Source organism: Streptomyces sp. NPDC054770, from assembly GCF_053611985.1.
In genome coordinates this window covers 1-26,057 of record NZ_JBSHBL010000093.1, presented here as the reverse complement: position 1 = coordinate 26,057, position 26,057 = coordinate 1, and the positions used below count along the sequence as shown (strand labels likewise).

The 26,057-nt window shown below is 72.4% G+C and carries 25 protein-coding genes and 1 pseudogene; 18 read left to right on the top strand and 8 right to left on the bottom strand.

Annotated elements, in window-relative coordinates; translation table 11 throughout:
• The first annotated feature begins 95 nt into the window (after window positions 1-95).
• The 5 genes from ACWGKQ_RS44775 to ACWGKQ_RS44755 all read left to right on the top strand — a co-directional run bounded on the left by ACWGKQ_RS44775 (window position 96) and on the right by ACWGKQ_RS44755 (window position 4,691).
• Window positions 96-1,718 (top strand): sensor histidine kinase, encoded by a 1,623-nt coding sequence (locus ACWGKQ_RS44775; protein WP_453297827.1) that lies wholly within the window; start codon window positions 96-98, stop codon window positions 1,716-1,718.
• On the top strand, window positions 1,715-2,122 hold the full coding sequence (locus ACWGKQ_RS44770) for a roadblock/LC7 domain-containing protein (protein ID WP_453297826.1): 408 nt from the start codon (window positions 1,715-1,717) through the stop codon (window positions 2,120-2,122). The genes ACWGKQ_RS44775 and ACWGKQ_RS44770 overlap by 4 nt, the downstream gene beginning before the upstream one ends.
• Entirely contained in the window at window positions 2,119-2,547 is a 429-nt protein-coding gene (locus tag ACWGKQ_RS44765) for a DUF742 domain-containing protein (protein ID WP_453297825.1), read from the top strand. The genes ACWGKQ_RS44770 and ACWGKQ_RS44765 overlap by 4 nt, the downstream gene beginning before the upstream one ends.
• Window positions 2,528-3,148 (top strand): GTP-binding protein, encoded by a 621-nt coding sequence (locus tag ACWGKQ_RS44760; RefSeq protein WP_453297824.1) that lies wholly within the window; start codon window positions 2,528-2,530, stop codon window positions 3,146-3,148. The genes ACWGKQ_RS44765 and ACWGKQ_RS44760 overlap by 20 nt, the downstream gene beginning before the upstream one ends.
• A 64-nt stretch (window positions 3,149-3,212) precedes the next feature.
• Window positions 3,213-4,691, top strand: coding sequence for a cytochrome P450 (locus ACWGKQ_RS44755; RefSeq protein WP_453297823.1), 1,479 nt, complete (start codon window positions 3,213-3,215; stop codon window positions 4,689-4,691).
• Here ACWGKQ_RS44755 and ACWGKQ_RS44750 read toward each other — a convergent pair.
• Together ACWGKQ_RS44750 and ACWGKQ_RS44745 are read right to left on the bottom strand one after the other, a co-directional pair.
• The gene (locus tag ACWGKQ_RS44750; RefSeq protein ID WP_453297822.1) at window positions 4,688-5,644 is read right to left on the bottom strand and encodes an RluA family pseudouridine synthase; all 957 of its coding nucleotides are present in this window, start codon (window positions 5,642-5,644) and stop codon (window positions 4,688-4,690) included. The genes ACWGKQ_RS44755 and ACWGKQ_RS44750 overlap by 4 nt on opposite strands.
• Window positions 5,645-5,748: 104 nt before the next feature.
• Window positions 5,749-7,275 carry an amino acid permease gene (locus ACWGKQ_RS44745; protein WP_453297821.1) on the bottom strand — a complete coding sequence of 509 codons (1,527 nt, stop codon included), beginning with the start codon at window positions 7,273-7,275 and terminating at the stop codon, window positions 5,749-5,751.
• A gap of 237 nt (window positions 7,276-7,512) precedes the next feature.
• Between ACWGKQ_RS44745 and ACWGKQ_RS44740 the strand changes: the two genes are divergently transcribed.
• The 3 genes from ACWGKQ_RS44740 to ACWGKQ_RS44730 all read left to right on the top strand — a co-directional run bounded on the left by ACWGKQ_RS44740 (window position 7,513) and on the right by ACWGKQ_RS44730 (window position 10,132).
• Window positions 7,513-8,148 carry a PadR family transcriptional regulator gene (locus ACWGKQ_RS44740; RefSeq protein ID WP_453297820.1) on the top strand — a complete coding sequence of 212 codons (636 nt, stop codon included), beginning with the start codon at window positions 7,513-7,515 and terminating at the stop codon, window positions 8,146-8,148.
• Between the two features lie 197 nt (window positions 8,149-8,345).
• Window positions 8,346-9,359: an ATP-binding cassette domain-containing protein gene (locus ACWGKQ_RS44735; RefSeq protein ID WP_453297819.1), complete on the top strand. Its 1,014-nt coding sequence runs from the start codon at window positions 8,346-8,348 to the stop codon at window positions 9,357-9,359.
• Window positions 9,356-10,132, top strand: a complete 777-nt coding sequence (locus ACWGKQ_RS44730; RefSeq protein ID WP_453297818.1) for an ABC transporter permease — start codon at window positions 9,356-9,358, stop codon at window positions 10,130-10,132. The genes ACWGKQ_RS44735 and ACWGKQ_RS44730 overlap by 4 nt, the downstream gene beginning before the upstream one ends.
• 46 nt (window positions 10,133-10,178) lie before the next feature.
• On the opposite strand, the gene ACWGKQ_RS44725 is transcribed toward ACWGKQ_RS44730, so the two are convergent.
• Together ACWGKQ_RS44725 and ACWGKQ_RS44720 are read right to left on the bottom strand one after the other, a co-directional pair.
• On the bottom strand, window positions 10,179-11,024 hold the full coding sequence (locus ACWGKQ_RS44725) for a siderophore-interacting protein (protein ID WP_453297817.1): 846 nt from the start codon (window positions 11,022-11,024) through the stop codon (window positions 10,179-10,181).
• Window positions 11,025-11,139: 115 nt separating this feature from the next.
• On the bottom strand, window positions 11,140-12,069 hold the full coding sequence (locus tag ACWGKQ_RS44720; RefSeq protein ID WP_453297836.1) for a 5'-3' exonuclease: 930 nt from the start codon (window positions 12,067-12,069) through the stop codon (window positions 11,140-11,142).
• Window positions 12,070-12,297: 228 nt separating this feature from the next.
• Between ACWGKQ_RS44720 and ACWGKQ_RS44715 the strand changes: the two genes are divergently transcribed.
• The 3 genes from ACWGKQ_RS44715 (at window position 12,298) to ACWGKQ_RS44705 (ending at window position 14,303) form a co-directional block, all read left to right on the top strand.
• Entirely contained in the window at window positions 12,298-12,708 is a 411-nt protein-coding gene (locus ACWGKQ_RS44715) for a hypothetical protein (RefSeq protein WP_453297816.1), read from the top strand.
• Window positions 12,709-12,859: 151 nt separating this feature from the next.
• Window positions 12,860-13,432: a helix-turn-helix domain-containing protein gene (locus ACWGKQ_RS44710; RefSeq protein ID WP_453297815.1), complete on the top strand. Its 573-nt coding sequence runs from the start codon at window positions 12,860-12,862 to the stop codon at window positions 13,430-13,432.
• A gap of 94 nt (window positions 13,433-13,526) precedes the next feature.
• Complete coding sequence (locus ACWGKQ_RS44705) at window positions 13,527-14,303, top strand: helical backbone metal receptor (RefSeq protein ID WP_453297814.1); 777 nt, start codon at window positions 13,527-13,529, stop codon at window positions 14,301-14,303.
• Here the strand turns inward: ACWGKQ_RS44705 and ACWGKQ_RS44700 are convergent.
• Complete coding sequence (locus ACWGKQ_RS44700) at window positions 14,215-15,333, bottom strand: TDT family transporter (protein WP_453297813.1); 1,119 nt, start codon at window positions 15,331-15,333, stop codon at window positions 14,215-14,217. The genes ACWGKQ_RS44705 and ACWGKQ_RS44700 overlap by 89 nt on opposite strands.
• Before the next feature lie 71 nt (window positions 15,334-15,404).
• On the opposite strand from ACWGKQ_RS44700, the gene ACWGKQ_RS44695 reads away from it, so the two are divergent.
• Window positions 15,405-16,331, top strand: coding sequence for a LysR family transcriptional regulator (locus tag ACWGKQ_RS44695; protein ID WP_453297812.1), 927 nt, complete (start codon window positions 15,405-15,407; stop codon window positions 16,329-16,331).
• A gap of 418 nt (window positions 16,332-16,749) precedes the next feature.
• A complete protein-coding gene (locus ACWGKQ_RS44690) occupies window positions 16,750-17,715 on the top strand; it encodes an aminoglycoside phosphotransferase family protein (RefSeq protein WP_453297811.1) in 966 nt (321 codons plus the stop codon).
• Here the strand turns inward: ACWGKQ_RS44690 and ACWGKQ_RS44685 are convergent.
• Together ACWGKQ_RS44685 and ACWGKQ_RS44680 are read right to left on the bottom strand one after the other, a co-directional pair.
• On the bottom strand, window positions 17,687-18,385 hold the full coding sequence (locus tag ACWGKQ_RS44685; RefSeq protein ID WP_453297810.1) for a gamma-glutamyl-gamma-aminobutyrate hydrolase family protein: 699 nt from the start codon (window positions 18,383-18,385) through the stop codon (window positions 17,687-17,689). The two genes, ACWGKQ_RS44690 and ACWGKQ_RS44685, sit on opposite strands and share 29 nt — an antisense overlap.
• Window positions 18,386-18,444: 59 nt before the next feature.
• Window positions 18,445-19,179: a FadR/GntR family transcriptional regulator gene (locus ACWGKQ_RS44680; RefSeq protein WP_453297809.1), complete on the bottom strand. Its 735-nt coding sequence runs from the start codon at window positions 19,177-19,179 to the stop codon at window positions 18,445-18,447.
• A gap of 99 nt (window positions 19,180-19,278) precedes the next feature.
• Between ACWGKQ_RS44680 and ACWGKQ_RS44675 the strand changes: the two genes are divergently transcribed.
• From ACWGKQ_RS44675 to ACWGKQ_RS44660, 4 genes are read left to right on the top strand one after another with little or no spacing between them, the layout of a single operon-like run.
• Window positions 19,279-20,643, top strand: a complete 1,365-nt coding sequence (locus ACWGKQ_RS44675; RefSeq protein ID WP_453297808.1) for a glutamine synthetase family protein — start codon at window positions 19,279-19,281, stop codon at window positions 20,641-20,643.
• Window positions 20,644-20,651: 8 nt separating this feature from the next.
• A complete protein-coding gene (locus tag ACWGKQ_RS44670; RefSeq protein ID WP_453297807.1) occupies window positions 20,652-22,031 on the top strand; it encodes an aldehyde dehydrogenase family protein in 1,380 nt (459 codons plus the stop codon).
• The gene (locus ACWGKQ_RS44665) at window positions 22,028-22,819 is read left to right on the top strand and encodes a 3-oxoacyl-ACP reductase (protein WP_453297806.1); all 792 of its coding nucleotides are present in this window, start codon (window positions 22,028-22,030) and stop codon (window positions 22,817-22,819) included. The genes ACWGKQ_RS44670 and ACWGKQ_RS44665 overlap by 4 nt, the downstream gene beginning before the upstream one ends.
• Before the next feature lie 48 nt (window positions 22,820-22,867).
• Window positions 22,868-23,671, top strand: coding sequence for a DUF2510 domain-containing protein (locus ACWGKQ_RS44660; protein ID WP_453297835.1), 804 nt, complete (start codon window positions 22,868-22,870; stop codon window positions 23,669-23,671).
• 4 nt (window positions 23,672-23,675) lie between these two features.
• Here the strand turns inward: ACWGKQ_RS44660 and ACWGKQ_RS44655 are convergent, their stop codons facing one another.
• Window positions 23,676-24,878 (bottom strand): amino acid deaminase/aldolase, encoded by a 1,203-nt coding sequence (locus ACWGKQ_RS44655; RefSeq protein ID WP_453297805.1) that lies wholly within the window; start codon window positions 24,876-24,878, stop codon window positions 23,676-23,678.
• Window positions 24,879-25,143: 265 nt separating this feature from the next.
• On the opposite strand from ACWGKQ_RS44655, the pseudogene ACWGKQ_RS44650 reads away from it, so the two are divergent.
• Window positions 25,144-26,057, top strand: a pseudogene (locus tag ACWGKQ_RS44650) (hypothetical protein); the annotation flags it as partial.

Sequence of the window (26,057 nt, the reverse complement as noted above, 5' to 3'; positions counted from 1 at the left end):
CCTGTTCCCAAACATACGGAAGATCCAGACTGCTCCATGAACCTTCCCCCCACGAGCTTCCCCGACACCCAGCCGATTCGTCTCAGAAGGCATACATGGTGAGTGTGCAATCGCCTCCCAACGGCCGTGAACTTTCCCTGGCACGCGTACTGTTGCTGCCCGCCATACTGATGGCCGCGGCGACCGCCGCCGCCGTCGTCCTGGTGGCGGGGTCCGCCCGGATCGCCGTCGGCACGTGCGGCGCCGTCGGCATGCTGCTGGTGCTCGCGACGGCGGCGGAAGCGGTGCGCCGCGGCCGAAGGCTCCGGGACGCCCGGGCCGAGTACGACCGTCACCGTGCGTATCTGGAACGACGCCTCACCGCGGGCGAAGAGGAGATCGACCGCCTCGCCAGTGAGGTCTTCCCGACCGCGCTCTACCGCCTGAAGGCCGGCGAGTCACCCAAAGAGGTGGTTCGCCAGGTCTTCGAGCTGGACCCGCGGATGCGCAACGCCCCCGAGTCGCAGCGCCGGCTGATCCGCGTCATGCTCGACATCGTCGACGAGGAGGACCTCCAGCGCGACTCCCTGGAGCGCTCGTTCGTCAGCGTCGCCCGGCGCGTCCAGGCCATCGTCCACCAGCAGGCCCACGAACTGCGGGAGATGGAGGAGGACCACGGCCGCAACCCCGAGGTCTTCGACGACCTGCTGCGCATCGACCACGGCACCGCGCTGATCGGACGCCTCGCCGACTCGGTCTCCGTGCTCGGCGGCGGCCGCCCCGGCCGCCAGTGGCCCAACCCCGTCGCCCTCTACAGCGTGCTGCGCGGCGCCATGTCCCGGATCCTGGAGTACCGGCGCATCGAACTGCACTCCATCTGCCAGGTCAACATCAAGGGCACCTCCGTCGAGCCGCTCATCCACGCGGCCGCCGAACTCCTCGACAACGCCACCCGCTACTCGCCGCCCTCCACCAAGGTGCACGTCACCGCCGTCGAGGTGCAGTCCGGCGTGTGCATCGAGATCGAGGACGCCGGTGTCGTCCTCAACGAGGAGGCCCGCGGCCGCCTCGAGGGCCTGCTGGAGAAGGCCAAGCAGGGCAAGGACATCCAGGTGCTGGGCGAGAACCCGCGCCTCGGCCTCTCCGTCGTCGGCCGCCTGTGCACCACGTACGACATGGACGTCTCGCTGCGCGCCTCCGCGTACGGCGGCGTCCGGGCCGTCCTCATCGTGCCCAGCGACATGATGACCACCGACCCGGCCCCCGGCATCGCCCACGGCATCGGCGCCACCGGTATCCCGAAGCCCGAGCTCGGCGCCCTCGAAGGCCCCAAGCGGCCGCCCAAGAAGCGCCGGCCCACCAGCCCCCGCATCCCGGCCGGTATCTCCATGGAGGACGACGTCCCCGAGGTCACCGAATGGACGGCGGGCGGGCTGCCGCAGCGGCGCAGCAAGATGAAGACCCCGCTCAGCCAGCGCTACGCCGAGCAGGCCGCCATCGAGCGCGCCGAACGCGAGGGCAACCCGACCATCTGGTCGCAGCACAAGGAGCCCGAGCCCGAGCAGCCGGAGCCGGAGCGCCGTGAGCCCGGCCTCTGGGTCGAGGCGTTCTTCGAGGGGCTCAAGAAGAACAACCCGGGTGTCCACCCCACCGACTTCACCCGGAACCCCACCAAGTACCAGCATCTGATCAACGATCCGGCCGGCCCCGAGGCCGATGACGAGGGGGACCTCAAGTGATCCAGCAGCGAGGCAACTTCGACTGGATGCTCAAGCAACTCGCCGACGGCGTACCGGGCGTCGAGATGATCGTCGTGCTCTCCGCGGACGGTCTGCGCATCGCCCGGCACGGCGGCGACCCCGACGCCGCCGACCGGCTCGCCGCGGCCTGCGCGGGCGTGCAGAGCCTGGCCAGTGCCGTCGCCCAGGAACTCCCCATCAGCAACGGCGACATGAACCTCGTCCTGATCGAGATCGACAGAGGCTACTTCTACCTCATGTCCGCCGGCGCCAACGCCTACCTCGCCGTGCTCGCCGACGTCACCTGCGAGCCGGGCCGGATGAGCGAGATGATGCGCGACCTCGTCGTCCGCATCGGCACCCACCTCACCAGTCCGCCCCGGCGGAACGGGCAGACCGTATGACTCCTCCGCAACGCAAACGGCGCCGGCCCAGTCCGGAACACGTACCGTCCCCGCTCCCGGCCACGCCGCCGCCCCCTGAGAGCGGCGGCGAGGAGGGCGACAACAAGAACCCCGAACGGCTCTACGTCATCAGCGGTGCCGACGGCGCCCGGGCCGAACTCGACCTGGTCACCTTAATCGTGGCGCGCGCCGCCGCACCGCCCTCCGTCACCCCCGAGCAGGCGGCGCTGCTCCGGCTCTGTCTGGCCCCCCTGTCCGTGGCCGAGCTCTCGGCCTACCTCAACCTGCCGTTCAGCGCGATGACGGCACTGATCACCGAGCTGATCACGGCCGAACTGGTGCAGGCGCGCGTCCCGATCGTCCGCCAGGCGCTCCCCGACCGATCACTTCTCGAAGCGGTGATGCATGGACTTCAAAAGCTCTGAGGCGATCCCCGGCCCCCGCACCGAGGACCATCTGCCGCACACCGCACAGGCCGCGGTGAAGATCGTGATCGTGGGCGGCTTCGGAGTCGGCAAGACCACCATGGTCGGTTCCGTCAGCGAGATCAGACCGCTGACCACCGAGGAGACCATGACCCAGGCCGGCATCGGCGTCGACGACAACTACGGCTCCGAATCGAAGACCGCCACCACCGTGGCCATGGACTTCGGCCGCATCAGCATCACCGACCAACTGGTCCTCTACCTCTTCGGCACCCCCGGCCAGGAGCGCTTCTGGTTCCTGTGGAACGGCCTGTTCGAAGGCGCCCTCGGTGCGGTCGTCCTCATCGACACCCGGCGCCTGGAGGTCAGCTTCGACGTCATGGGACGCCTGGAGGAGCGCGGGGTGCCGTTCGTCGTCGCCGTCAACTCCTTCCCGGACGGGCCCCGTTACCCCATCGAGGAACTGCGCGCCGCGCTGGACCTGTCCCCCGATATCCCCATCATCGAGTGCGACGCCCGCCGCCGGGCCTCCAGCCGGGACGTCCTGATGACCCTGATGCGCTTCCTGCACTCGCTCGCCATGTCCGGCGCGCTCACCTGACACCTCTTCCGACCCTTCTTCCGGATTCTCTCGAACTCTTTCGGATCTCTTCGGAGCGATCACTGTGACGCCTGAATCCCCCTTCCCGGCCGGCGCCAGCACGGACCCGGTCCCGCCGCCCGGCTGTCCGGCGCACGACCGCGGCCCCGGCGGACTCCAGCGGCTCTACGGCGCCGACGCGGACCACCTGGGCCAGCTGTACGAGAGGCTGCGCGAGGAACACGGCTCCGTGGCACCCGTCCTGCTCCACGACGACGTACCGATCTGGGTGGTCCTCGGGCTCACCGAGAACCTCCAGATGGTCCGCACCCCCGCCGTCTTCACCCGGGACAGCCGCATCTGGACCCCGCTGCGCGAGGGCATGGTCAAGCCCGACCACCCCCTCATGCCGCACATCGCCTGGCAGCCCATCTGCTCGCACGCCGAGGGCGACGAACACCTGCGGCTGCGCGCGGCGGTCCAGGGCGCCATGACCACCATCGACCACCGCAGCATCCGCCGCCTCATCGGCCGCTACACCCAGCTGCTGGTCAACGAGTTCTGCGAGAAGGGCCGCGCCGAACTGGTCTCCCAGTACTCCGAGCACCTGCCGATGGCCGTCATGTGCGAACTCCTCGGCATGCCCGAGGAGTACAACGACCGGATCGTGGAGGCCGCCCGGGACGCGCTCAAGGGCACCGAGACCGCGATCGCCAGCAACGAGTACGTCATGGGCTGCCTGACCCGGCTCACCGCCCGGCGCCGGGCCCGCTCCGAGGACGACTTCACCAGCTACCTCGTCAACCACCCGGCCGGACTCAACGACGACGAGGTCGCCCAGCACCTGCGGGTCGTCCTCTACGCCGCCTACGAGACCACCGCCAACCTCCTCGCCAACGCGCTGCGCATGGTCCTCACCGAGCCCGGCTTCCGCGCCCAGCTCAACGGCGGCCAGATGACCGTGCCCGAGGCGATCGAGCAGTCCCTGTGGGACGAACCGCCGTTCAGCACCGTCTTCGCCTACTTCGCCAAGCAGGACACGGAACTCGGCGGCCAGCGCATCCGCAGGGGCGACGGACTGCTGTACGCACCCGCGCCGGGCAACGTCGACCCGCGCGTCCGCCCCGACCTGAGCGCCAACATGCAGGGCAACCGCTCCCACCTGGCCTTCGGCGGCGGCCCGCACGAGTGTCCCGGCCAGGACATCGGCCGTGCCATCGCGGACGTCGGCGTCGACCAGCTGCTGACCCGCCTCTCCGACATCCAGCTCGACTGCGAGGAGGAGGAGCTGCGCTGGCGCGCCTCGATCGCCTCCCGGCACCTGGTGGAACTGCCGGTGCGCTTCGACCCGAAGCCGAAGCAGGACGTCACCCTGATGCCGAGCCCGGCCCTGGTCCCGCCGCAGCGCACCGACTGGCAGATCCCCGCCGCCATCCCGGCAGCCCCCGCACCGGCGCCCGAGCCCCGGCCCGTGGCACCCCCGCCGGCTCCGCTCCCGGCACCGCAACCCGCCAGGCCGCAGGGCATCTGGCCGCGGCTGCGCCGCTGGTGGCTGGGCCGCTAGCGGTCCAGCCGACCGGCCCAGTCCCGGTACGACTCCCAGGCCCGCAGCGTCCGCCCGCTGCGCAGCCGATGCTCCACCCCCGTGACCGGATCGGTGAACTCCAGGCTCCGCGCCAGCAGTTGCAGCGGACGCCGGAAGTCACCGTCCGGCACGGGGCCGGTCACGACCGGATACAGCGGATCGCCGAGAATCGGCACCCCCAAGGCGCTCATGTGGACGCGCAGTTGATGGGTCTGCCCGGTGTGCGGGGTGAGCCGGTAGCGCCCCAGGTCTCCTCTGCGTTCGACCAGTTCGACAAGTGTCTCGGCGTTGGGTTCCCCCTCGATCTCCCGGGCCGCGGGCACCCCGCGCTCCTTCAGGATGCGACTGCGCACGGTCCGGGGAACGGCGAGCGTGGGATCGTACGGCGCGATCGCCTCGTACTCCTTGCGCACCCGCCGCTCGCTGAACAGCGTCTGGTACGCCCCCCGCTCCCCGGGCCGCACGACGAACAGCACGAGCCCGGCGGTGAGCCGGTCCAGCCGGTGCGCGGACCCGAGTTCGGGGATGCCCAGCTCCCGCCGCAGCCGGGCCAGGGCGGTCTCGACGACGTGACTGCCGCGCGGGGTGGTGGCGAGGAAGTGCGGCTTGTCGGCGACGACGAGGTGCGCGTCGCGGTGGACGATCTCGAGGGGGAAGGGGACCGGGACCTCGGGGGGCAGGTCGCGGTGGAAGAAGAGGTAGCGGCCGGGGGAGTAGGGCGTGTCGGCGGGGACGGGGTGTCCGTCGGTGTCCACCACCGACCCGGAGTCCAGCATCTCGACGACGACGCCGGGCGCGGCTCCGGAGAGCCGCGCCACGAGGTAGTCACCGACGGTGGCCCAGGTGTCGGCGAAGGGCAACCGCACCCGAACGGGGTCCACCCCTTGCCGCTGGGGGAGGGGGGAGGGGGGAGCAGAGGTCTTGCGTCTCATTACCGCCAAGCGTAGACGCCCTGTTTTCAGGGGCGCGGGGCTCTGTCGATATGCGGCTCCGCCGCGTGGGCGCCACCAGCCACACTCCACCCGCACCCGACCGACTACGCCACAGCCTCCGGCACAGCGACCGCACTCCTGGACCCCGTCCGGGCAAGCCGCCAAATGCCGCCCAGCACCACAGTCCCGACCAGGAACAGCACGGTGAACCACCGGAAGTACCAGTGGCCCCCACTGGGGTCGTACACCGCCCCCCGAGGCCACGCCAGATTCACGGTCATCACCAGCCCGTACAGCAGCGCGACCGCGTTCACCGGCACCCCCCACCGCCCCAGCGAGAACAACGGCGCCCCGGTCTCGTCCGTCCCCTCCACCCGGAACTCGCCCCGCAGCCGCCGCACCAGCAGCGGCCCGGTGACCATCGCGTAGGCGAGGTACAGCATCACGATGCACGTGGTGCCGATCGCCAGGAACGCGTCCGGCGAGGCGAAGTTGAGCAGCAGCAGCGCTCCGGCGAGCACCCCCACCACCACGGCCGGCGCACCCGGCATCCCGGTACGGGGGTTCACCCGCGCCAGCCGGTCGGCGAACGGCAGCTGCCCGTCCCGCGCCATGGAGAACAGCATGCGCGAGGCCGCGGTCTGGATCGCCAGCGTCGCCACCGCGATGGCCACCACCACGTCGGCCAGCAACACCCGGCCCACCCCGTCCCCGAGGCTGCTGGTCAGGACGTAGCTCAGCCCGTCGACCCCCAGGTGCCCGTCGGTCAGGCTGGGCGCGGCCAGCAGGCCGGCCAGGATGACCAGGCCGCCGAGCAGGCCCGCGGCGGACAGCGCCGTGAGGATCGTGCGCGGCGCGGTCCGCCGCGGCTGGTGCGTCTCCTCGCTCATCTCGCCCGCGCTGTCGAAGCCGATCATCACGTACGCGGCCGTGAACGAACCGACCAGCAGAGCCCCCAGCAGACCGCCCTCGGCGGCCGTACCGGTGTGGAACGTGATGCCAGGGGAGCGCTTGGAGTGGGTGAGCAGCAGCACGATGATCAGCACCGCGCCGATGATCTCGGCGGTCACCCCGACCCGGTTGATCACGGACATCACCCGGTTGTCCAGGATGTTCACGAGGGTGGTCAGCACCAGCAGGACGACGCCCAGCACGGCGGCGTTGGCGGCTCCGTCGGCCGAGGTCGGCGCGGCATCCGTGCCGATCAGCTGGAGGCCGGACCACAGCGCGGGCAGCACCATCTGCAGCGCGAGCGCGGCCGCGGCGACCACCACGACCTGCCCGATCACCATGATCCAGCCGGCGAACCAGCCGAAGGACGGGTTCGACAGGCGTGAGGACCACTGGTAGATGGCGCCGGAGATCGGGTAGCGCCCGGCCAGTTCGGCGAAGCACGCGGCCACCAGCAGCTGGCCGACCAGCACGGCCGGCCAGGCCCAGAAGAAGACCGGGCCGCCGAACGCGTACCCGAAGGCGAAGAACTGGAAGACGGTCGTCAGTACGGAGATGAAGGAGAACCCGGCGGCGAAGGAGGCGTACCGGCCGAGGCTGCGGTGCAGCTCCTGGCGGTAGCCGAACTCCTCCAGGGAGCGGTTGTCGGGTTCCACGGAGCGGTCGTCGAGTGTCGTCACGGCGGCACCTGCCTGTCAGGCGGACGTCCTGTCGAGGACGGGAATCGCGGATTACCTGTCGGGCGACAGAAATTAGGGACGCGCTGTTTCGGACGCGTCACGCGGGCGTGTCCGGGGCGGGCCCAAGTCCTCACGCTCTTGCGGAGCCGCCTCAGACGCGATACATCGTGTGTATTGACGGCTCTGATGGACTCGCGATATGTTCGGTCACGGATATTCGGAGGCGAGGTGGTCGGTATGGCGATGAAGCGGCGCAAGCTCAGCAATCCTCTGGCGCTCGTCGTGCTGACGACCCTCTGGCAGAAGCCGATGCATCCGTACGAGATCGCCCAGACCCTGCGCCGTCAGGGCAAGGACACCAGCACCCGGATCAACTACGGCTCGCTCTACACGGTCATGCAGAACCTGGAGAAGCACGGCTTCGTCGAGGTGGCCGACGTGGAGCGGCAGGGCAACCGCCCGGAGCGCACGGTCTACGGCGTCACCGACGCCGGGCGCGAGGAGATGGTCCACTGGCTGTCCGACCTGATGGCCGTCCCGGTGAAGGAGTACCCGATCTTCGAGACGGCCCTCTCCCTGATGGGCGCCCTGCCGCCGGACGAGGTCGAGCGCCTGCTGGCGGAGCGGCTGAGCTCCCTGGAGGTGGAGGTCGCCGGCGGCCGGGCCGTGCTGGAGAAGCTGCACGACACGCTGCCCCGGCTGTTCGTCGTCGAGGTCGAGTACCACCTGCACATGCTGGAGGCCCAGACCGACTGGGTCCGCGGCTTCGTGCAGGAGATGCGGGACGGCTCGCTGCCGGACGTCGAGGGCTGGCGCCGGTTCCACGAGACCGGCGAGGTCCCGCCGGAGTTCACGGAGGTGGAGCAGCGATAGAAGGAGCTCCGAGAGAAACAGACCCCGGCAGAGCTGTTGCAGCAGCTCCGCCAGGGTCTCGAACCCCGAGCTGAATCCGCCGTGAGGCAGATCCGGGCGATCGAGGTGCGGCACACCCAGGATAGCCCGGCGCTCCTCAGGCGGATCAGCTGTCATCCCCTGTCATCTGTCATCCGCTCATTCAGGAGAGCCCTGTCATGGACACCCGTGCGCCCGCAGTGCAGGCGCGCCAGCTGATCAAGACCTATCCCGGTGACGTCACCGCGCTGAACGGCATGGACGTCACCGTCGCATCCGGCACCGTCTTCGGGCTCCTCGGGCCCAACGGCGCCGGCAAGTCCACCACCGTCAAGATCCTCACCACCCTGGCCCGCCCCGACTCGGGCAGCGCCACCGTGGCCGGCCACGACGTGCTGCGCCACCCCGACCGGGTGCGCCGCGCGATCGGCGTGGTCGCCCAGAACTCCGGCGCCGACCCGGTCGCCACCGGCCGGGAGAACCTCCGACTCCAGGGCCGGCTCTACGGCCTGAGCGGGGCCGGGCTCAACCGCCGGGTCGACGAACTGCTGGACCGGTTCACCCTCACCGAAGCGGCCGACCGTCAGGTCAAGGGGTACTCCGGCGGGATGCGGCGCCGGCTCGACGTGGCCCTCGGCCTGGTCCACCGCCCCGAGGTGCTCTTCCTGGACGAGCCCACCACCGGCCTGGACCCGGAGGCCCGCACCGCGATGTGGAACGAGATCGGCAGGCTGGCCGGTGAGGAAGGCCTGACCATCCTGCTCACCACGCACTACCTGGAGGAGGCCGACCGGCTCGCCGAGCGGATCGCCATCGTCGACCGCGGCCGGGTCGTGGTCGAAGGCACCCCGGACTCCCTCAAGGGCGAACTCCGCGGCGACGCCGTCCACGTGGAGCTGCGCGAGGCCCCCGGGGAAGCCGGCCGCACCCTGCTCACGGGCGCCCTGGCCGGACTGCCGGGCGTGCACGAGGTGCTGTTCGACGTGCGCCGCATCAGCGCCCGCGCCGACGACGGGGCCGCCGCGATGCCGGCACTGCTCGCCGCCCTGGAGCGGGCCGGGGTGACCGTGACGGCCGCGACCGTCGCCCGGCCCTCCCTCGACGACGTCTATCTGCGCTACGCGGGCCGCCGTTACGCGGCGGCCGACAGCGCCGACTCCGATTCCCTCGCCCTGGCCGGAGGTGCCCGATGAGCAACGCGATCTCCCAGACCTGGTACATGACCCAGCGTCAGCTGCTGGTGTTCGCCCGTCAGCCCGCGTTCGCCGTCATCACCCTGATCCAGCCGGTGATCTGGCTGTTCCTGTTCGGCAGCCTCTTCAGGAAGGTCGTCGAGCTGGGCGGCTTCGGCACCACCTCCTACCTCGACTACCTGGTGCCGGGCGTGGTCGTGATGAGCGCCCTCAGCTCCAACATGTGGGCGGGCATGGGCACGTTGGAGGAGATCCAGCGCGGCACCCTGAACCGCTTCCTGACCACACCGGCCAGCAGGGCCGCCCTGATGAACGGCAACGTGGTGAACAACGGCCTGGTCACCGCCGGCCAGTCGCTGATCATCGTGCTGCTCGGCCTGCTGGGCGGCGCCGACTACCCGGGCGGGATCGGGGGCATAGCGATCCTGGTGGTGGCCGCCGTACTGCTCGGCACGATCTTCGGCGCGCTGTCCAACGCGCTCGGCATGCTGGTGCGGGAGCGGGAGTCGATCATCGGGATCAACACCTTCCTGCTGCTCCCGCTGACCTTCCTCTCCAGCGCCTTCATGGCGCCGTCCCAGATGCCCGGCTGGATACGGCACATCGCCGACTTCAACCCGCTCGACTGGGCGATGGTGGCGGGCCGTTCGGCGATGTCCGCGGACCCCGACTGGGGTGCGGTGCTCGGCCGCGGCGGGGCGCTGCTCGCGCTGGCGGTCGCGGCCGTGTGGCTGTCGATCAGGACCTTCAGGTCGTATCAGCGCTCGGTGTGACCGACGTGCAGCGGCGGCACCTTCTCGTGAGGTGCCGCCGGTCGGCTCAGGCCGCGGCGGCGCCGCCCTCCTGCTCCGCCTCGATCCGGGCGTTCCACTCGCGCTTGGAGGCCTGCCAGCCGTCCTCGTTGTGCCCGAGACGCCAGTAGCCGGAGATCGACAGGTCCTCGCGCGGGATCTGGCACTCGACGCGCAGCAGCGCCCGCAGCTCTTTCACGAAGCTCGCCTCGCCGTGCACGAAGGCGTGCACCCGGCCCTCCGGGAACTCCAGCGCCCGTACGGCCGCGACCAGGGCCTCGCCGACCGGCCGCGTGCCCCGGTGCAGCCAGACGACCTCCACGTCGGAGTCGACCTTCTGCTCCTCCTCGGGGCCGGAGACCTCCACGAAGGCGAACGCCTTCGCGCCGGCCGGCAGGGACTCAAGGGAGCGGGCGATCGCGGGCAGCGCGCTCTCGTCGCCGACGAGCAGGTGCCAGTCGGCGCCGGTGTCCGGGGCGTAGGCGCCGCCGGGACCCATGAAGCGCACGGTCTCGCCGGGCTGGACCCGGCAGGCCCACGGCCCGGCCAGGCCCTCGTCGCCGTGCACCACGAAGTCCAGGGTCAGCTCCCGCTGTTCGGGGTTCCAGGAGCGCACGGTGTAGGTCCGGGTGACCGGCCAGTGCTCGCGGGGGAACTCGGCGCGGATCCGTTCCAGGTCGAAGGGCTCCGGGTACGTGACACCCGCCGGCCCGAAGAGGAGCTTCACGTAATGATCGGTGCAGGTGTCCGCGGCGAAACCGGCCAGTCCGTCGCCGCCGAGCACCACACGCTGCATGTGGGGGCTCAACCGTTCGGTGCGCACCACCTGGGCGGAATGGGGCTTACGCGGCTTACGTCCCGGGCGCTCCGCCATGACCGGCCTCCCTGCTCCATTGGTTAGGTTTACCTAAGTTAGCATCTCCGCTCTAGTTAACACCTCTTCCATGAACACTTGATGAGTGTCTTTTGCCGGAACATTTCCTTCGGGATCAGGCCTCCAGCGTCACCAGCAGGCGGTGCAGCGAGCCGCCCAGACCCCAGCGGGCGGCCAGGGCGTCCAGCCGCGCCGGGTCGCGGGGGGCCTTCGGCAGTGCCGTGTCGACGTCCGGCAGCGGTACGTCACCGGCGACCTTGACCACCTTCGGCGCCACGGCGACATACGGCCGGGCCTCGTCCAGCCGCTTGCGCTGCGAGGGCGTGAGCTTCGCCTTCGGGTCGTCGACCGCGGCCATGATCCCGGCCAGGTCGCCGAACTCGGCGAGCAGCTTCGCGGCCGTCTTCTCACCGATGCCCGGCACCCCGGGCAGACCGTCGCTCGGATCCCCGCGCAGCAGCGCCAGATCCGCGTACCCGCTTCCGTCCACCCCGTACTTCTCGCGCAGCCACGCCTCGTCGGTGGTCTGGAGCGTGCCGACGCCCTTCAGCGGGTACAGGACCCGCACCCCGCGCGCGTCGTCCACCAGCTGATAGAGGTCCCGGTCGCCGGTCACGATGTCCACCGGACCCCCGGCCCGCGCGGTGAAGGTGCCGATCACGTCGTCGGCCTCGTACCCGGCGACGCCGACCCGGGCGATGCCGAGCGCATCCAGAACATCCTCGATCACCGGTACCTGCGGGGAGAGGGTGTCCGGCACCTCCTCCTCGTCCGGTCCCGTCTCACGCTCCTCGGCGACCCGGTGCGCCTTGTAGGAGGGGATGAGATCGACCCGCCACTGAGGCCGCCAGTCGGCGTCCATGCAGGCCACCAGGAGGTCCGGGTGGTGGTCCTTGACCAGTCGGTCGATGAAGTCCAGCAGCCCGCGCACGGCGTTCACCGGCGTGCCGTCCGGCGCCTTCACGGAGTCCGGGACGCCGAAGTAGGCGCGGAAGTACAGCGAGGCGGTGTCGAGAAGCATCAGTCGTGCGGTCACGCCACGCATCATGCCGTACGGCACTGACGACGGCCGGGTGCCGATCGCCACCGACGGCGCTCTCGGCAGCCGGGTCCTCGCCTACGGCAAGGATCCGGCCAACCACATAGCGCTACGGCCCTGCCCAAGCCTTGCCGCCCTGCCCGCCGGAACGGCCGACCGCGCGTTCGACGCGCCCCGCCTCTCTCCCGCCGGGCCGAGGGCGTCCCCGACCTCACCGCGGTCCACGGCGACACCGTGGAACCGACCGGCCGCCTCGCCGCCGAGCGCTCCGTCGGCCGCCGACTCCGAGCCGCCCTGCGGGACTTCACCGTCTGCCGGGCCCGCCTGGACCACCACATGGACCAGGCACTCCGCGCCTCGGGCACCGCCGGGAACATCGGGGCCCGCCCGCGCATTGAACTCATGGGGTGCCCCCTCGTCCTGACCGAGGGGGCGCGCCCGCGGAACGACGTCGGGAGCCGGTCGGCGTATGCCTGCCACCCCTGCCTCCGACCGAGCCTGCGCAACCCGGCGGCAGCCGGTCCGCCGACCGCGCCGAGCACCGATCCCGGCGACCGCCCGGCCGCCCTGGTCAGCGTCTTCATCCCGAAGGCGGAGCCCATGGCCGGTGAGCCCGGCGAGCGCGTGCACTGGCGCGAACTGTGAGGGTCGCGCTCACCGGACGTGACGGGGATGTGACGGCCGCCTGAAACGGTTTGCCGAACATGCGTAGGGTGCAGAGAACCCATCAGGAGGGGACCGGCCGAAGCCGGGCACCCGAAGGACGGAACGACGAGCGAAGGAGGGAGCCGGAGCGATGGGCGACCACAAAGACCAGCAGCCCGTGCGGGTGGGCGCGGCAGTCCGGCGGCGCCGCCGTGCGCTGGAGCTCACCCTCGCCGTCGTGGCCGAGCGCAGCGGCCTGTCGGTGCCCTTCCTGAGCCAGGTCGAGAACGACAGGGCCCGCCCCAGCCGCACCTCCCTGGAGAAGCTCGCCGACGCCCTGCGCACCACGGCCGTCGAACTCCTCGCCGCCGCCGACCCGGCGTGCAGCGTCGACGTCGTACGGGCCGACGAGGCCACCGAGCCGGACTTCGCACCCAAGGTGCGGTCCCTGGTCCGCGGCCACCACCAGCTGCACGCCTCGGAGTTCACCGGCGACCACGACGCCGGCCGCGAATTCCAGCACCGCAACGACGAGTTGATGTACGTCGCCGACGGCGCCGTGGAGATCGAGGCCGAGGGCCGCGCCTACCGCCTCGGCCGCGGCGACACCCTCTACCTCACCGGCGGAGTCCGCCACCGCTGGCGCGCGACGGTCCCGGACACGAGGGTGATCGTGGTGGCGGTGGCAGAACACATCGAGGCAGTCCACGACCGCCAGCGCTGAAGCGCCCCACATGAAACAACCCCACCCTGAGACGCCCCGAACTGAAGCGCCCTCGTCCGTAGCGCCCCGTAAGGGGCGCGGGGCTGTATCCGATATGCGGCTGACGCCGCGTGGGCGCGACCAGCCCCCACGCACCCGCACCCAACCACGGCGAGTCGTCTCCCTCGTCCCCTCCCTCACCGAGGCAATCGCAGAAACGCTCCCCGAGACCCTCGTCGGCGCCACAGACTTCTGCAGCCATCCGGCCCACCTCGACGTCCCCCGAATCGGCGGCACCAAGAACCCCGACCTGGCCCGTATCCTCGCCCTCACCCCCGACCTGGTGATCGCCAACGAGGAGGAGAACCGCACCCCCGACCTCGACGCCCTTCGCACCGCCGGCCTGGCGGTCCTGGTCACGGAGGTGCGGGACGTGCCGCAGGCGTTCCGCGAGCTGGAGCGGGTCCTGACCGCGTGCGGCGCGAGCGGCCGCCCCCGCTGGCTCGACGAGGCGGAGCAGGCCTGGTCCGCTCCGCCGGCGCCCGCCGGCCCCCGCACGACCGCGGTCGTACCGATCTGGCGGCGCCCGTGGATGGTCCTCGGCCGCACCACCTTCGCGGGAGACGTGCTCGCGCGGCTCGGCGTACGCAACCTCTTCGAGGAGCACCCCGACCGATACCCCCGCATCCCGATCGAGGGGCTGCTCGACGCGGCCCCCGACCTGGTCGTCCTCCCCGACGAGCCCTACCGCTTCACCGCCGCCGACGGCCCGGAGGCGTTCCCCGGGCTGCCCTGCGCGCTGGTCAGCGGACGGCACCTGACGTGGTACGGACCGTCCATGGCAGAGGCGCCACGGGTGCTGGGCGAGGCCCTGCGAGCAGCTCACCGCTGAGCAGCCCGCGCACGGTCCCGGAGGCGGCCGCGAGCCACCCGGCGACGAGAACGGCGTACAGCGCCACCGCCAGCCCGTGGTACGCGGCGAGCCCGGTGTGCCGCCCCAGCGCGGCGGCGCCCGTGACACACGTTCCCACAGGGAAGGTGAAGGCCCACCACGTCATGGCGAACCGCATCCCCTGCCGCCACGCCCGCACCACGTGCACGGCCGCCAGCGCGAGCCACAGCAGCGCGAACCCCATGACCGGCACGCCGTACAGCACGGCGAGCAGGCCGAAACCAGCGGCGTACGGCGCCGGTACGACCCTGGGGGCGAGGTCCGCGAAGGCGCCCACCGCCGTGGTCGACTGCCCGAGCGGGCCCAGCACCAGGAAGATCGTGGGGGTCAGCGCGAGCGGCAGCGGACCGCCGGTGACCAGCCGGCCGAAGACGAGGGCCAGCATCAGCAGCGTGGTCAGCAGGCTCAGCCCGAAGAGCGCGAAGCAGCCGTAGAGCAGGGTCTCGCGCGGCTGCCCGGGCGGCAGATGCGGGACGAGCTGCGGCCCGAGCGCGGCCGACACCATGGGCGCGACCAGCGGCAGCAGCCACACCGGGGAGGCCTGCCCGGGCTCGACCCGATGCCGTACGGCCAGCAGGTACGGCACGGCTACGGCGGCCGCGAGCCCCACGGCGGTACCGGCGACGAACAGCACGGAGTCGAGCGCGACGGCGGCCGGCTCGCCGATCCAGTCCCGCCCGAGGGCGAGGGCACCGCCGCCGACGGCGAGCAGGGCCATGGAGAGGCAGCCGTAGAAGGGGGCCACGGCGGGGTCGTCGAGATGGGCGCGGGCCTGGTCGGAGTGGTGGGCCCAGTGAACTGCCCGGGCGGACAGCAGGACCACGAGTTGCAGCAGGGACAGCGCCCAGACGCCGACGAAGAGCGGGCGCAGGCCGTCGACGCCGAGCGCGGCGCCGCCGAGGGCGACGGCGGCGGTGCCCATGGCGGAGGCGTACCAGTTGGGACCGAGATGACGGACTGGGGTGACCATGGCACCCACGCTGCCGCTGCCGCGCTCCGCCGACCAGGGAGTCCGTCTCTATGAGGGCATAAGCTGGTCTTATGAGCAAGACGGAGGGACGGGAGCGGGCGGCCGGGGGCACGCTCGCGCACCGGGTGCCGGACCTCGGTGCGCTGGAGCTGCTGCTGGCGGTGGCACGGCTGGGCAGCCTCGGGGCGGCGGCGCGGGAGGTCGGCATCACCCAGCCGGCGGCCAGCAGCCGGATCCGCTCCATGGAACGGCAGCTGGGCGTGGCCCTGGTCGACCGTTCGCCGCGCGGCTCCCGGCTGACGGACGCGGGGGCGCTGGTGACGGACTGGGCGCGGCGGGTGGTGGAGGCGGCGGAGGCCTTCGACGCGGGGGCCCAGGCGCTCCGGGACCGCCGGGACTCGCGGCTGCGGGTCGCGGCGAGCATGACCATCGCCGAGTACCTCCTGCCCGGCTGGCTGCTCGCGCTGCGCGCCCAGCGCCCCGACACGGCGGTGTCCCTGCTCGCCGGCAACTCGGCGGCGGTGGCGGAACGGCTGCTCGCGGACGAGGCGGACCTGGGCTTCGTGGAGGGGCTGACGGTGCCGCACGGCCTGGACTCGGCGGTGATAGCCCACGACCGCCTGATCGTCGTGGTCGCCCCCGCCCATCCCTGGGCCCGCCGCCGGCGCCCGCTCGCCGCGGAGGAACTGGCGACCACCCCGCTCATCCTCCGCGAACGCGGCTCCGGCACCCGCCAGGTCCTCGACGCGGCGCTGGGCGGCCTGGCCCGCCCGCTGATCGAACTGTCGTCGACCACGGCGGTGAAAGCCTCCGCGGTCAGCGGCGCGGGCCCGGCGGTCCTCAGCGAACTGGCGGTGGGCGAGGAACTGGCGATACGGCGCCTGGTCAGCATCCCGGTCGAGGGCATCGCCCTGCGCCGCGCCCTACGAGCGGTCTGGCCAACAGGCCACCGCCCCACCGGCCCGGCCCGCGAGCTGCTTTCCCTGACCCGGAGTTGAGAGACCTTTCGCCCACCCACCACCCGACTCGGTTACTTGAAAAATTCGGTCTGAGAACATGCTCCGTCCGGCGTGCGCAGGGCGAGAGCCACATCCCAGCCGGTCCGGCGTCCGAGGGTGCGGGCTGGTCGGTCCACGACTCAGCCCGTCCGGCGTTTGAGGCCGAAGGCCGGTCGGCACCACATCCCAGCCCGTCCGGCGTTTGAGGACGAAGGCCGGTCGGCACCACATCCCAGCCCGTCCGGCGTTTGAGGACGAGGCCGTTCAGGCCGAAGCGGGGGGGCGGGGGGGGGGGGGGGGGGCCCCCCCCCGGAGCGGGCGGTCGAAGGGGGCTCACCCCCTGGAGGACGGGACGGGTAGGGGCGGCGGGGGCGAAAATGCCTGGCGGTGCCCGGCCCCCGGCCCCCACCATCCCCCCATGCCCACCCCCGCCCCGCCCGCCGAAGGCACCCGCACCCCCTGGGAAGCCCTCCCCGCCCCCGTCCGCACAGCCGTCGCCGACCTCCTCGGCGGCGCCCCCGTCACCCACGCCGTCACCCAACCCGGCGGCTTCTCCCCGGGCGTCGCCGCCCGGATCCGCACCGCCGCCCACCGCACCGCCTTCGTCAAGGCGGTCAGCGCCGACGCCAACCCCGACAGCCCCACCCTGCACCGCACGGAGGCCCGCAACACCGCCGCCCTCCCGGCCACCGTCCCGGCGCCCCGCCTCCTCGGCAGCTACGACGACGGCACCTGGGTCGCCCTCGTCTTCGAGGAAGTGAAGGGCCGCCAGCCGCACATCCCCTGGCGTCCGGACGAACTCGGCCGCGTCCTCGACGCCGTCGCCACCCTCGGCCGTACCCTCACCCCGTCCCCGGTCGACGCCCCGCCCGCCGCCGAGCATCTCGCCGACGCATTCGACGGCTGGCGCAAGCTGGTCGAGAAGCCGGGCGCGGCCATCGGCATCCTCGACGACTGGACCGTCTCCCACCTCGCCGAACTGGCCGAACTTGCCGCCCCCTGGCCCGAGTCCGCCGCCGGTGACACCCTCGCCCACGCCGACCTGCGTGCCGACAACATGCTGCTGACGGACGACGGAGGGGTCGTCTTCGTGGACTGGCCGCACGCGGTGCGGGCCGCCCCCTGGTTCGACCTGCTGGTCATGCTGCCGTGCGTCACGGCACAGGGCGGCCCGGACCCGGAAGACGTGTTCGGTGCGCATCCGCTCGGCCGGGACGCGGATCCGGATGCCGTCACCGCCGCCCTCGCCGCGCTCACCGGCTTCTTCCTGGAGCACTCGGTGCGGCCCGCGCCGCCCGGGCTGCCCACCCTGCGCCCGTTCCAGCGGGCGCAGGGCGACGCGGCCCTGGCCTGGCTCAGGACGCGGCTGCGACCGCCGCGGTGACCAGGGCGCGCATCACCCGCAGGTCCTCGCCCATCTCCGGATGCCACTGCACCCCGAGGACCCAGCCGCGCTCGGCGGGCAGTTCGATCGCCTCGACCGTGCCGTCGGCGGCGTGCGCCGACACCAGGAGCCCCGCGCCCAGGCGGTCCACCGCCTGGTGGTGGAAGGTCGGGACCGACGTCTCCTCCGGGACCGTCTCGGCGTACCGGGTCCCCGGCACCGGCTTGACCGGGTGGCGGCCGAAGACGCCCGGCACCTGCGCGTGGCCGTCGATGTGCTGGACGAGGGTGCCGCCGAGGGCCACGTTCAGGAGCTGCATGCCCCGGCAGATGCCGAGCAGCGGTATGCCCGCGGCCAGCGCCGCGTCGACGAGGGCCAGTTCCCAGGCGTCCCGGACCCGGGCGGCAGGGCCGGTGCGGGGGTCGGGCTCGGCGCCGTAGCGGACCGGCTCCACGTCCGGGCCGCCCGCGATCACCAGGCCGTCAAGGCGGGCCACCGTCGCCGCCGCGTGCTCCGGGGCGTCCGGCGGCAGCATCGCCGCAAGGCCGCCGGCCCGCTGGACGAGGCGTGGGTAGCCGGCCGGCAGCAGGGCCGCCTCCAGCTCCCAGACGCCCCAGCGCGCCCCGGCCTCCAGGTATGTGCTCACGCCGATCAGCGGCCGTCCGGTCATGGTCCCCTCCCGTGTCATAAAGGTGCGCGTGCCTACCTTTATGACATGCGCATGGGCCGTTACGCCAGGAAGCCCCGCAGCAGCGCGGCCGTCCCCGCGCAGTGCTCCCGCATCATCTCCCGCGCGCCGTCCGCGTCCCCGTCCAGCACCGCCTCCACCAGGGCGATGTGCTGGCGCTGCGAGTGCTCCAGGTTGCGGACCAGGAGCGGGATGCAGTCGAGGAGGTCGTTGACCGTGGCCCGTACCGCCGCGTACTGGGCGGTGAGGGTGGGCGAGCCGCACAGCTCGGCGATCGTCAGATGGAGCAGGGTGTCCAGGCGGCGGTAGTCCGCGAGCGGTGCCTCGTGGGTGCGGGCCAGCGCCTCGCGGAGGCGCTCCGCCTGTTCGCCGGTCAGGCCGTGGGACGCGCACAGGCCCGCCGCGCCGACTTCGAGGACCTCCCGGAAGCGCAGCACGTCCTCGATGTCGACCTCGGTGATCCGGCGCCGCAGCTCGTCCTCGCCGCCCGCGTCCGCGCGCGGCAGCACGAACGTCCCGCCGTACCGGCCGCGCCGGGACTCCACCAGGCCCTGGTCCTGGAGCACCTTCAGCACCTCGCGCAGCGTCACCCGGCTGATCCCCAGCCGCTCCGCCAGCTCCCGCTCGGCGGGCAGCCGTTCGCCGCCCGGGACCAGGCCGAGCCGGACGACCTGCAGAATCTGCTCCAGCGCCTCCTCGAAGCCGTTGCCCGCCCGTACCGGTCGCAGCACCGGAGTCAACGGGTCGTCGAGGGCGCCGTCCGCGTCCAGCGACATATGGCCGTACCCCCTTCCCAAGCAATGGTTCTCTTCAATACCTTAGAGCTCCCCGACCGGCCCCAGAAGCGCTGCGTGAAAGTAGCCGAAGGAGCTCCCGTGGCAGACCGCACACCCCCGCTGAGCGTCGAGGAGCTGCACACCCTCGTCGCGAGCGGTGAGATCGACACTGTCGTCCTGGCCTTCCCCGACATGCAAGGGCGGCTGCAGGGCAAGCGGTTCGCCGCCCGTTTCTTCCTCGACGAGGTCCTGCGCCACGGCACCGAGGGCTGCAACTACCTCCTCGCCGTCGACACCGAGATGAACACCGTCGACGGCTACGCCATGTCCTCCTGGGACCGCGGTTACGGCGACTTCGCCATGCACCCCGACCTCTCCACCCTCCGCCGCGTGCCCTGGAACGCGGGCACGGCGATGCTCATCGCCGACCTCGCCTGGAACGACGGCTCCCCGGTCGTCGCCGCGCCCCGGCAGATCCTCCGCCGCCAGCTGGAGCGCCTCGCCGAACTCGGCTACACCGCACAGGTCGGTACGGAGCTGGAGTTCATCGTGTTCAAGGACACGTACGAGGCGGCCTGGGACGCGAACTACCGGGGGCTGACCCCGGCCAACCAGTACAACATCGACTATTCGGTGCTGGGGACCGGGCGGATCGAGCCCCTGCTCCGCCGGATCCGCAACGAGATGGCCGGAGCCGGGCTGACCGTCGAGTCCGCCAAGGGCGAGTGCAACCCCGGGCAGCACGAGATCGCCTTCCGCTACGACGAGGCCCTCGTCACCTGCGACCAGCACGCGATCTACAAGACCGGCGCCAAGGAGATCGCCGCCCAGGAGGGCGTCTCCCTCACCTTCATGGCCAAGTACAACGAGCGCGAGGGCAACTCCTGCCACATCCACCTGTCGCTGACGGACGCGGACGGCCACAACGTCTTCGCCGACCCGGACGGGCCCGGCATGTCCGACGTGATGCGGCACTTCCTCGCCGGACAGCTCGCCGCCCTGCGCGACTTCTCGCTCCTCTACGCCCCCAACATCAACAGCTACAAGCGGTTCCAGCCGGGCTCCTTCGCCCCGACCGCCGTCGCCTGGGGCCAGGACAACCGCACCTGTGCGCTGAGAGTCGTCGGCCACGGCCGTTCGCTGCGCTTCGAGAACCGGCTGCCCGGCGGCGACGTCAACCCGCACCTCGCCGTCGCCGGCCTGATCGCGGCCGGCCTGTACGGCATCGAGCAGAAGCTGGAACTGCCCGAGGCCTGCGCCGGCAACGCCTACGCCGCCGACTTCGCACACGTCCCGACCACCCTCCGCGAGGCCGCCGAGCTCTGGGAGAACAGCCCCGTCGCCAAGGCCGCCTTCGGCGACGAGGTCGTCGCGCACTACCGCAACATGGCCCGCGTCGAACTGGAGGCCTTCGACGCCGCGGTGACCGACTGGGAGCTGCGCCGCTCCTTCGAACGCATGTGAGGCACGCCTTGTCGCAACCGTACGAACTCGACATCCTCGACCCGGCCACGGAGGAGGTGATCGCGACCGTCCCGGGGGCCGTGGCGGAGGACGTCGACACCGCCGTACGACGGGCCGCGCAGGCCCAGCAGCGGTGGGCCGCGCTCGCGCCCGGCGAACGGGCCCGGCTGCTGCGCCGGTTCGCCGTCGTCGTCGACGAACACCGCGAGGAACTAGCCCAGTTGGAGGTCCGCGAGGCCGGGCACACCGTCGGCAACGCGCGCTGGGAAACCGGTAACGTCCGCGACCTGCTCGACTACGCGGCCGGCGGAGTGGAGCGGCTGACCGGCCGGCAGATCCCGGTCCCCGGCGGCCTCGACGTCACCCTCCTCGAACCCCTCGGGGTCGTCGGCGTCATCGCCCCCTGGAACTTCCCCATGCCCATCGCGGCCTGGGGCACCGCCCCCGCCCTCGCCGCCGGCAACGCGGTCATCCTCAAGCCCGCCGAGACCACCCCGCTCACCGCCCTCCGCCTCGCCGAACTCGCCCTGGCGGCAGGCCTCCCCGAGCACCTCTTCCAGGTCCTGCCCGGCCGCGGCGACATCGCCGGCGAGGCACTCGTGAGACACGCGGGCGTCGCCAAGATCGTGTTCACCGGCTCCACCCGGATCGGCAAGCGGATCATGGCGCTCTGCGCAGACCAGGTGAAGCGCGTCACCCTCGAACTCGGCGGCAAGAGCCCCAATCTCGTCTTCGCCGACGCCGACATCGAGGCCGCCGCTGCCGCCGCCCCCATGTCCTTCCTGGACAACTCCGGCCAGGACTGCTGCGCCCGCACCCGCATCCTCGTCCAACGGACCGTGTACGACCGCTTCCTGGAGCTCCTCGCCCCCGCGATCGAGTCCGTGACCGTCGGCGACCCGGCGGACGAGCAGACCGACATGGGCCCGCTGATCTCCAGGTCCCAGCTGGAACGCGTCCGTTCGTACGTCGACGCCGACGCGCCCGGCATCCGGGGCAAGGCGCCCGGGGGCCCCGGCTTCTGGTTCCCGCCGACCGTCCTGACCGGCGTCGACCCGCACGCGCGGGTGGCCGTCGAGGAGGTCTTCGGACCGGTCGCCGTGGTCATCCCGTTCGAGGACGAGGCCGACGCGATCCGGCTCGCCAACGACACCGACTACGGTCTCTCCGGCTCCATCTGGACCCGTGACGTGGGCCGCGCCCTGCGCGTCTCCCAGGCCGTCAAGGCCGGCAACCTGTCCGTCAACTCCCACTCCAGCGTCCGCTACTGGACCCCCTTCGGCGGCTTCAAGCAGTCGGGGATCGGCCGGGAACTCGGCCCGGACGCGCTCACCGCCTTCACCGAAACCAAGAACGTCTTCATCAGCACGGAAGGCCCCGCACAGTGACCGCTGAGACCCCTGACATCGTCTGCCGCCGGCTCGTCGGCCGCACCGCCGTCATCACCGGAGCCGGCAGCGGCATCGGCCTCGCCACCGCGCGGCGGCTGGCCTCCGAGGGCGCCCACGTCGTCTGCGGCGACGTCGACGAGGCCCGCGGCAAGGCCGCCGCCGAGGAGGTCGGCGGGATTTTCGTGAACGTCGACGTCACCGACCCGGAACAGGTCGAGGCCCTCTTCAAGACCGCCTTCGACACCTACGGCAGCGTCGACATCGCCTTCAACAACGCCGGTATCTCGCCGCCCGACGACGACTCCATCCTGGAGACCGGCCTGGAGGCCTGGAAGCGCGTCCAGGAGGTCAACCTCACCTCCGTCTACCTGTGCTGCAAGGCCGCCATCCCCTACATGCGACAGCAGGGCAAGGGTTCCATCATCAACACGGCGTCGTTCGTGGCGAGGATGGGCGCCGCGACCTCCCAGATCTCCTACACCGCCTCCAAGGGCGGCGTGCTGGCCATGTCCCGTGAACTGGGCGTGCAGTTCGCCCGGGAGGGCATCCGGGTCAACGCGCTCTGCCCGGGACCCGTCAACACCCCGCTGCTCCAGGAGCTGTTCGCCAAGGACCCGGAGCGGGCCGCCCGGCGCCTGGTGCACATCCCGCTCGGCCGCTTCGCCGAAGCCGAGGAGATCGCCGCCGCCGTCGCCTTCCTGGCCAGCGACGACTCCTCCTTCGTCAACGCCAGCGACTTCCTGGTGGACGGCGGGATCTCTGGGGCGTACGTCACGCCCCTCTAGGAGTCCGTGTACGGACCCCGACTCCCGTCCTACAGTGCGGGAGTGAGCATGACGCCGCCGCCCGGCTGGTACGCCGACCCCGAGGCCCCGCACCTGGAGTGCTGGTGGGACGGACGGGCCTGGACCGAGCACCGGCGCACCCCGTCCGGCCTCCCCGCGCCGCCGCCCCCGGCGGCGCGGGCGCCCGGACGGGCCAGGGCGGTCGCGCTGATATCCGCCGCGGCCGTGCTGGCGACGGCGATCGTCTCCGGCGCGACCGTGCTGCGCACCGACGAGGCGAGCGCCGGAGCCGACACGACGGTCCACACCGCCCCCAGCGCGGCAGCGCCCCCGTCCCTCGTCGTCGACCAGCTCAACGGCATCACCCTGCCGGTACCGGCAGGCTGGACCGGCTCCTCGTACCTCGCCCAGAACGACGTCGTGATGACCACCGACGGCACCTACGCCTGCCCGGCCGACACCGGCCGGTGCCGCCACGGCCAGGTCAGCAGCAGTACGGCGGGCAGCGCCGACGGCACCTCCCCGCGCACCGTCGCCGAACGGGACGTACCCGACGCGGCCGAGGCGGCCTACGGCCACGACCCCGGCGGCCGGCGGCCCTTCGGGGGCATCCGGTCCCACCGGGTCGTCAAGGCCGGGCGGGTCGCGGTGGCGGGCCGCGACGGCTACCTGGTCCGCTGGCGGGTGCGGACGGCCGACGGACCGGGCGGCTACGTCCAGTCCCTGGCCTTCCCGTCCGCCGGCGGCGTCCCGGCCCCGGTCGTCGTCCGCTTCGTCTTCGATGCCGGCCCGGACGGCCCGCCGCTGTCCGACATGGACGCGATCACCAAGGGCATCCGCCCGGCGCGCTAGACCTCTACAGGAACGTGTGACCCTCACCCCGGTACGTCGGTACGGTCGCCGTCACCCGGTCGCCCTCGACCAGCTGGAGCTCGGCGAACCGCTCGCACAGCTCGCCCGCCTTGGCGTGCCGGAACCACACCTTGTCGCCGATCAGCAGGTCGTCCGCGGCGGCCCCGAGCAGCGGGGTCTGTACCTCGCCGGGACCCTCCTGGGAGTCGTACGACAGCCCCTCGGGCAGGTACGGCACCGGCAGCCGGTCCGGGCCCGCGACGCCCGAGGCCGGGTAGCCGCCGCCGAGGACGGTCACGACCCCGACACCGGGGCGCCGTACCACCGGCATGGCGAACAGCGCGGCCGGACGGCCGCTGAACGACGTGTAGTTGTCGAAGAGCCGGGGCACGTACAGGCCCGAGCCGGCCGCGATCTCGGTGACCGCGTCCTCCGCCGCCGTGGTCTGCACGCTGCCCGTGCCGCCGCCGTTGACGAACTCCAGCTCCGGCGCCACCGCCCGGACCGCCCGCACCACCGCGGCGCGCCGCTCGGCCAGCTCACGGCGGGCGGTGGCCTGCATCAGCCGCACCGCGCGCGACCGCAGCGGCCGGCCGGCGACATCGTCCCCGACCCCGGCTATGTGACCCTCGTACCCCATGATCCCGACGAGCCTGAAGCCCGGCCGCCCGGCCACGGTCCGGGCCAGGTCGGCGAGCTGGGCGGGGGAGTACAGCGGCGAACGCCGGGCCCCGATCCGCACCCGCCCCCCGAACAGCTTCAGCGAGGTGTCCAACTCCAGGCAGACCCGGACCACTTCACCGCCGCCGTCACGGGAGGCGTCGATCAGGTCGAGCTGGGCCGGGTCGTCGACCATCACGGTCACCGCGGCGGCCAGCTTCGGATCGGCGGCCAGCTCGGCGAACCGGGCCCGGTCGGCGGACGGGTACGCCAGCAGCACGTCGTCGAACCCCGACCTCGCGAGCCACAGCGACTCCGCGAGCGTGAACGACATGATCCCCGCGAAACCCTCCTTCGCGAGGACCCGTTCCAGCAGGTGCCGGCAGCGCACGGACTTGCTGGCGACCCGGATCGGCTTGCCGCCGGCCCGGCGCACGAGATCGTCCGCGTTGGCGTCGAAGGCCTCCAGATCCACGATCGCGAGGGGGGCGTCCAGGTGGGCGGTGGCCCGGTCGTAACGGGCCCGGTCGGCGGCGCGCGCAGTCATGAACGAAGCCTGCCAGACAGGATTACCGCAGGGTAGGGGGACGATCCGGGCAGATGCCCCGGGGGCGCGGACTGGTTCCCGTTCGCCCTCGGACAACCCGTAGAGTGACGCGCACGTACGGCGGAACGAACCCGGCCGCCTGACCCGCGCCGGGATGCGGGTCCGCGCGTGCGGGTATGCGTGCCCAGGGGGTGGACGACCCCGCGCGGTGGAGCACGACGGCCCGTACGAGAAGTTGGCCCGGGCACGAGGAAACGGGGGGCGCATGAGCAGTGAAGCGCGGCACGCCCCGATCCCACGACGCCCTTCGCCCGACCCCGCCCCGACGGACTCCGCGGGGGAGCCCGCGCCGACGGCCGACGGGACCCTGCCGGGGAACGGCGGGACCGGTGTGACCGGCGGGAACGGTGCGAACACCCAGGGCGATGGCCCGCACGCGGCCGACGCCTCCCGCCGAGTCGACCGGCCCGGGTTCTTCGACCGGCCGAACCGGATGAACCGGTCGCAGCGGCCGGACGTATCCACTGGCGGGGCCGACATCACCGGGCAGGACCAGCTGCCGGGACGGCCCGGCGGGCAGCAGAGTCGTGATGACCGGACGAGTCGGGGCGGTGCGGTGGGGCAGGGCGAACAAAGTACGGGGGACCGGGCCGTCGGCCGCCAGACGTCCGCCGAACGCATCGTCCGGCCACGCCATCCCAACTTCCGGCCGCCGCAGGGCCCGCCGTCCCAGGGCGCGACCACCGCAGCCCCGCCACCACCGGCCTCGGCCCGCTTCCCGGACACGCCCCCGGCACCTTCCGACCGGGGGACCGGGCATACCGCGCCGTTCCGGCTGTCGTACGGTTCGGGCCCGTCGCCACGGCGGGTACAGCCCGGGTCGGAACCGACCGTCCCGCCGCGCCCCCTGCGCACGGCGCAGGACGCGGAGCCGTCGTCGGACGAGCGGCGGGAGGCCGCCGGGCCGTCGGCCGCGCGCCCGGGCACACCGGCCGCGCCGTCGGGCGGCACGGCCGGGGACACGTCCGGCGCGGCCGGGCCCCGACGGTTCGAACGGCCGCGCGGCGACTTCCCGGCCACCGGCATCGGCACGCCGGACTCGGGCAGCGCGTGGAGCCCGCACCTGCGGACGTTCCCGGTACCGACGGCCCCGCCCCGCCCCACGACACCCCCGAAGGC

Coding starts and splice junctions, on each gene's coding strand:
- ACWGKQ_RS44775 (WP_453297827.1), top strand. CDS start 96: ATGGTGAGTGTGCAATCGCCTCCCAACGGCCGTGAACTTTCCCTGGCA.
- ACWGKQ_RS44765 (WP_453297825.1), top strand. CDS start 2,119: ATGACTCCTCCGCAACGCAAACGGCGCCGGCCCAGTCCGGAACACGTA.
- ACWGKQ_RS44760 (WP_453297824.1), top strand. CDS start 2,528: ATGGACTTCAAAAGCTCTGAGGCGATCCCCGGCCCCCGCACCGAGGAC.
- ACWGKQ_RS44750 (WP_453297822.1), bottom strand. CDS start 5,644: ATGAGACGCAAGACCTCTGCTCCCCCCTCCCCCCTCCCCCAGCGGCAA.
- ACWGKQ_RS44740 (WP_453297820.1), top strand. CDS start 7,513: ATGGCGATGAAGCGGCGCAAGCTCAGCAATCCTCTGGCGCTCGTCGTG.
- ACWGKQ_RS44735 (WP_453297819.1), top strand. CDS start 8,346: ATGGACACCCGTGCGCCCGCAGTGCAGGCGCGCCAGCTGATCAAGACC.
- ACWGKQ_RS44730 (WP_453297818.1), top strand. CDS start 9,356: ATGAGCAACGCGATCTCCCAGACCTGGTACATGACCCAGCGTCAGCTG.
- ACWGKQ_RS44725 (WP_453297817.1), bottom strand. CDS start 11,024: ATGGCGGAGCGCCCGGGACGTAAGCCGCGTAAGCCCCATTCCGCCCAG.
- ACWGKQ_RS44720 (WP_453297836.1), bottom strand. CDS start 12,069: ATGCGTGGCGTGACCGCACGACTGATGCTTCTCGACACCGCCTCGCTG.
- ACWGKQ_RS44710 (WP_453297815.1), top strand. CDS start 12,860: ATGGGCGACCACAAAGACCAGCAGCCCGTGCGGGTGGGCGCGGCAGTC.
- ACWGKQ_RS44705 (WP_453297814.1), top strand. CDS start 13,527: ATGCGGCTGACGCCGCGTGGGCGCGACCAGCCCCCACGCACCCGCACC.
- ACWGKQ_RS44700 (WP_453297813.1), bottom strand. CDS start 15,333: ATGGTCACCCCAGTCCGTCATCTCGGTCCCAACTGGTACGCCTCCGCC.
- ACWGKQ_RS44695 (WP_453297812.1), top strand. CDS start 15,405: ATGAGCAAGACGGAGGGACGGGAGCGGGCGGCCGGGGGCACGCTCGCG.
- ACWGKQ_RS44690 (WP_453297811.1), top strand. CDS start 16,750: ATGCCCACCCCCGCCCCGCCCGCCGAAGGCACCCGCACCCCCTGGGAA.
- ACWGKQ_RS44685 (WP_453297810.1), bottom strand. CDS start 18,385: ATGACCGGACGGCCGCTGATCGGCGTGAGCACATACCTGGAGGCCGGG.
- ACWGKQ_RS44680 (WP_453297809.1), bottom strand. CDS start 19,179: ATGTCGCTGGACGCGGACGGCGCCCTCGACGACCCGTTGACTCCGGTG.
- ACWGKQ_RS44660 (WP_453297835.1), top strand. CDS start 22,868: ATGACGCCGCCGCCCGGCTGGTACGCCGACCCCGAGGCCCCGCACCTG.
- ACWGKQ_RS44655 (WP_453297805.1), bottom strand. CDS start 24,878: ATGACTGCGCGCGCCGCCGACCGGGCCCGTTACGACCGGGCCACCGCC.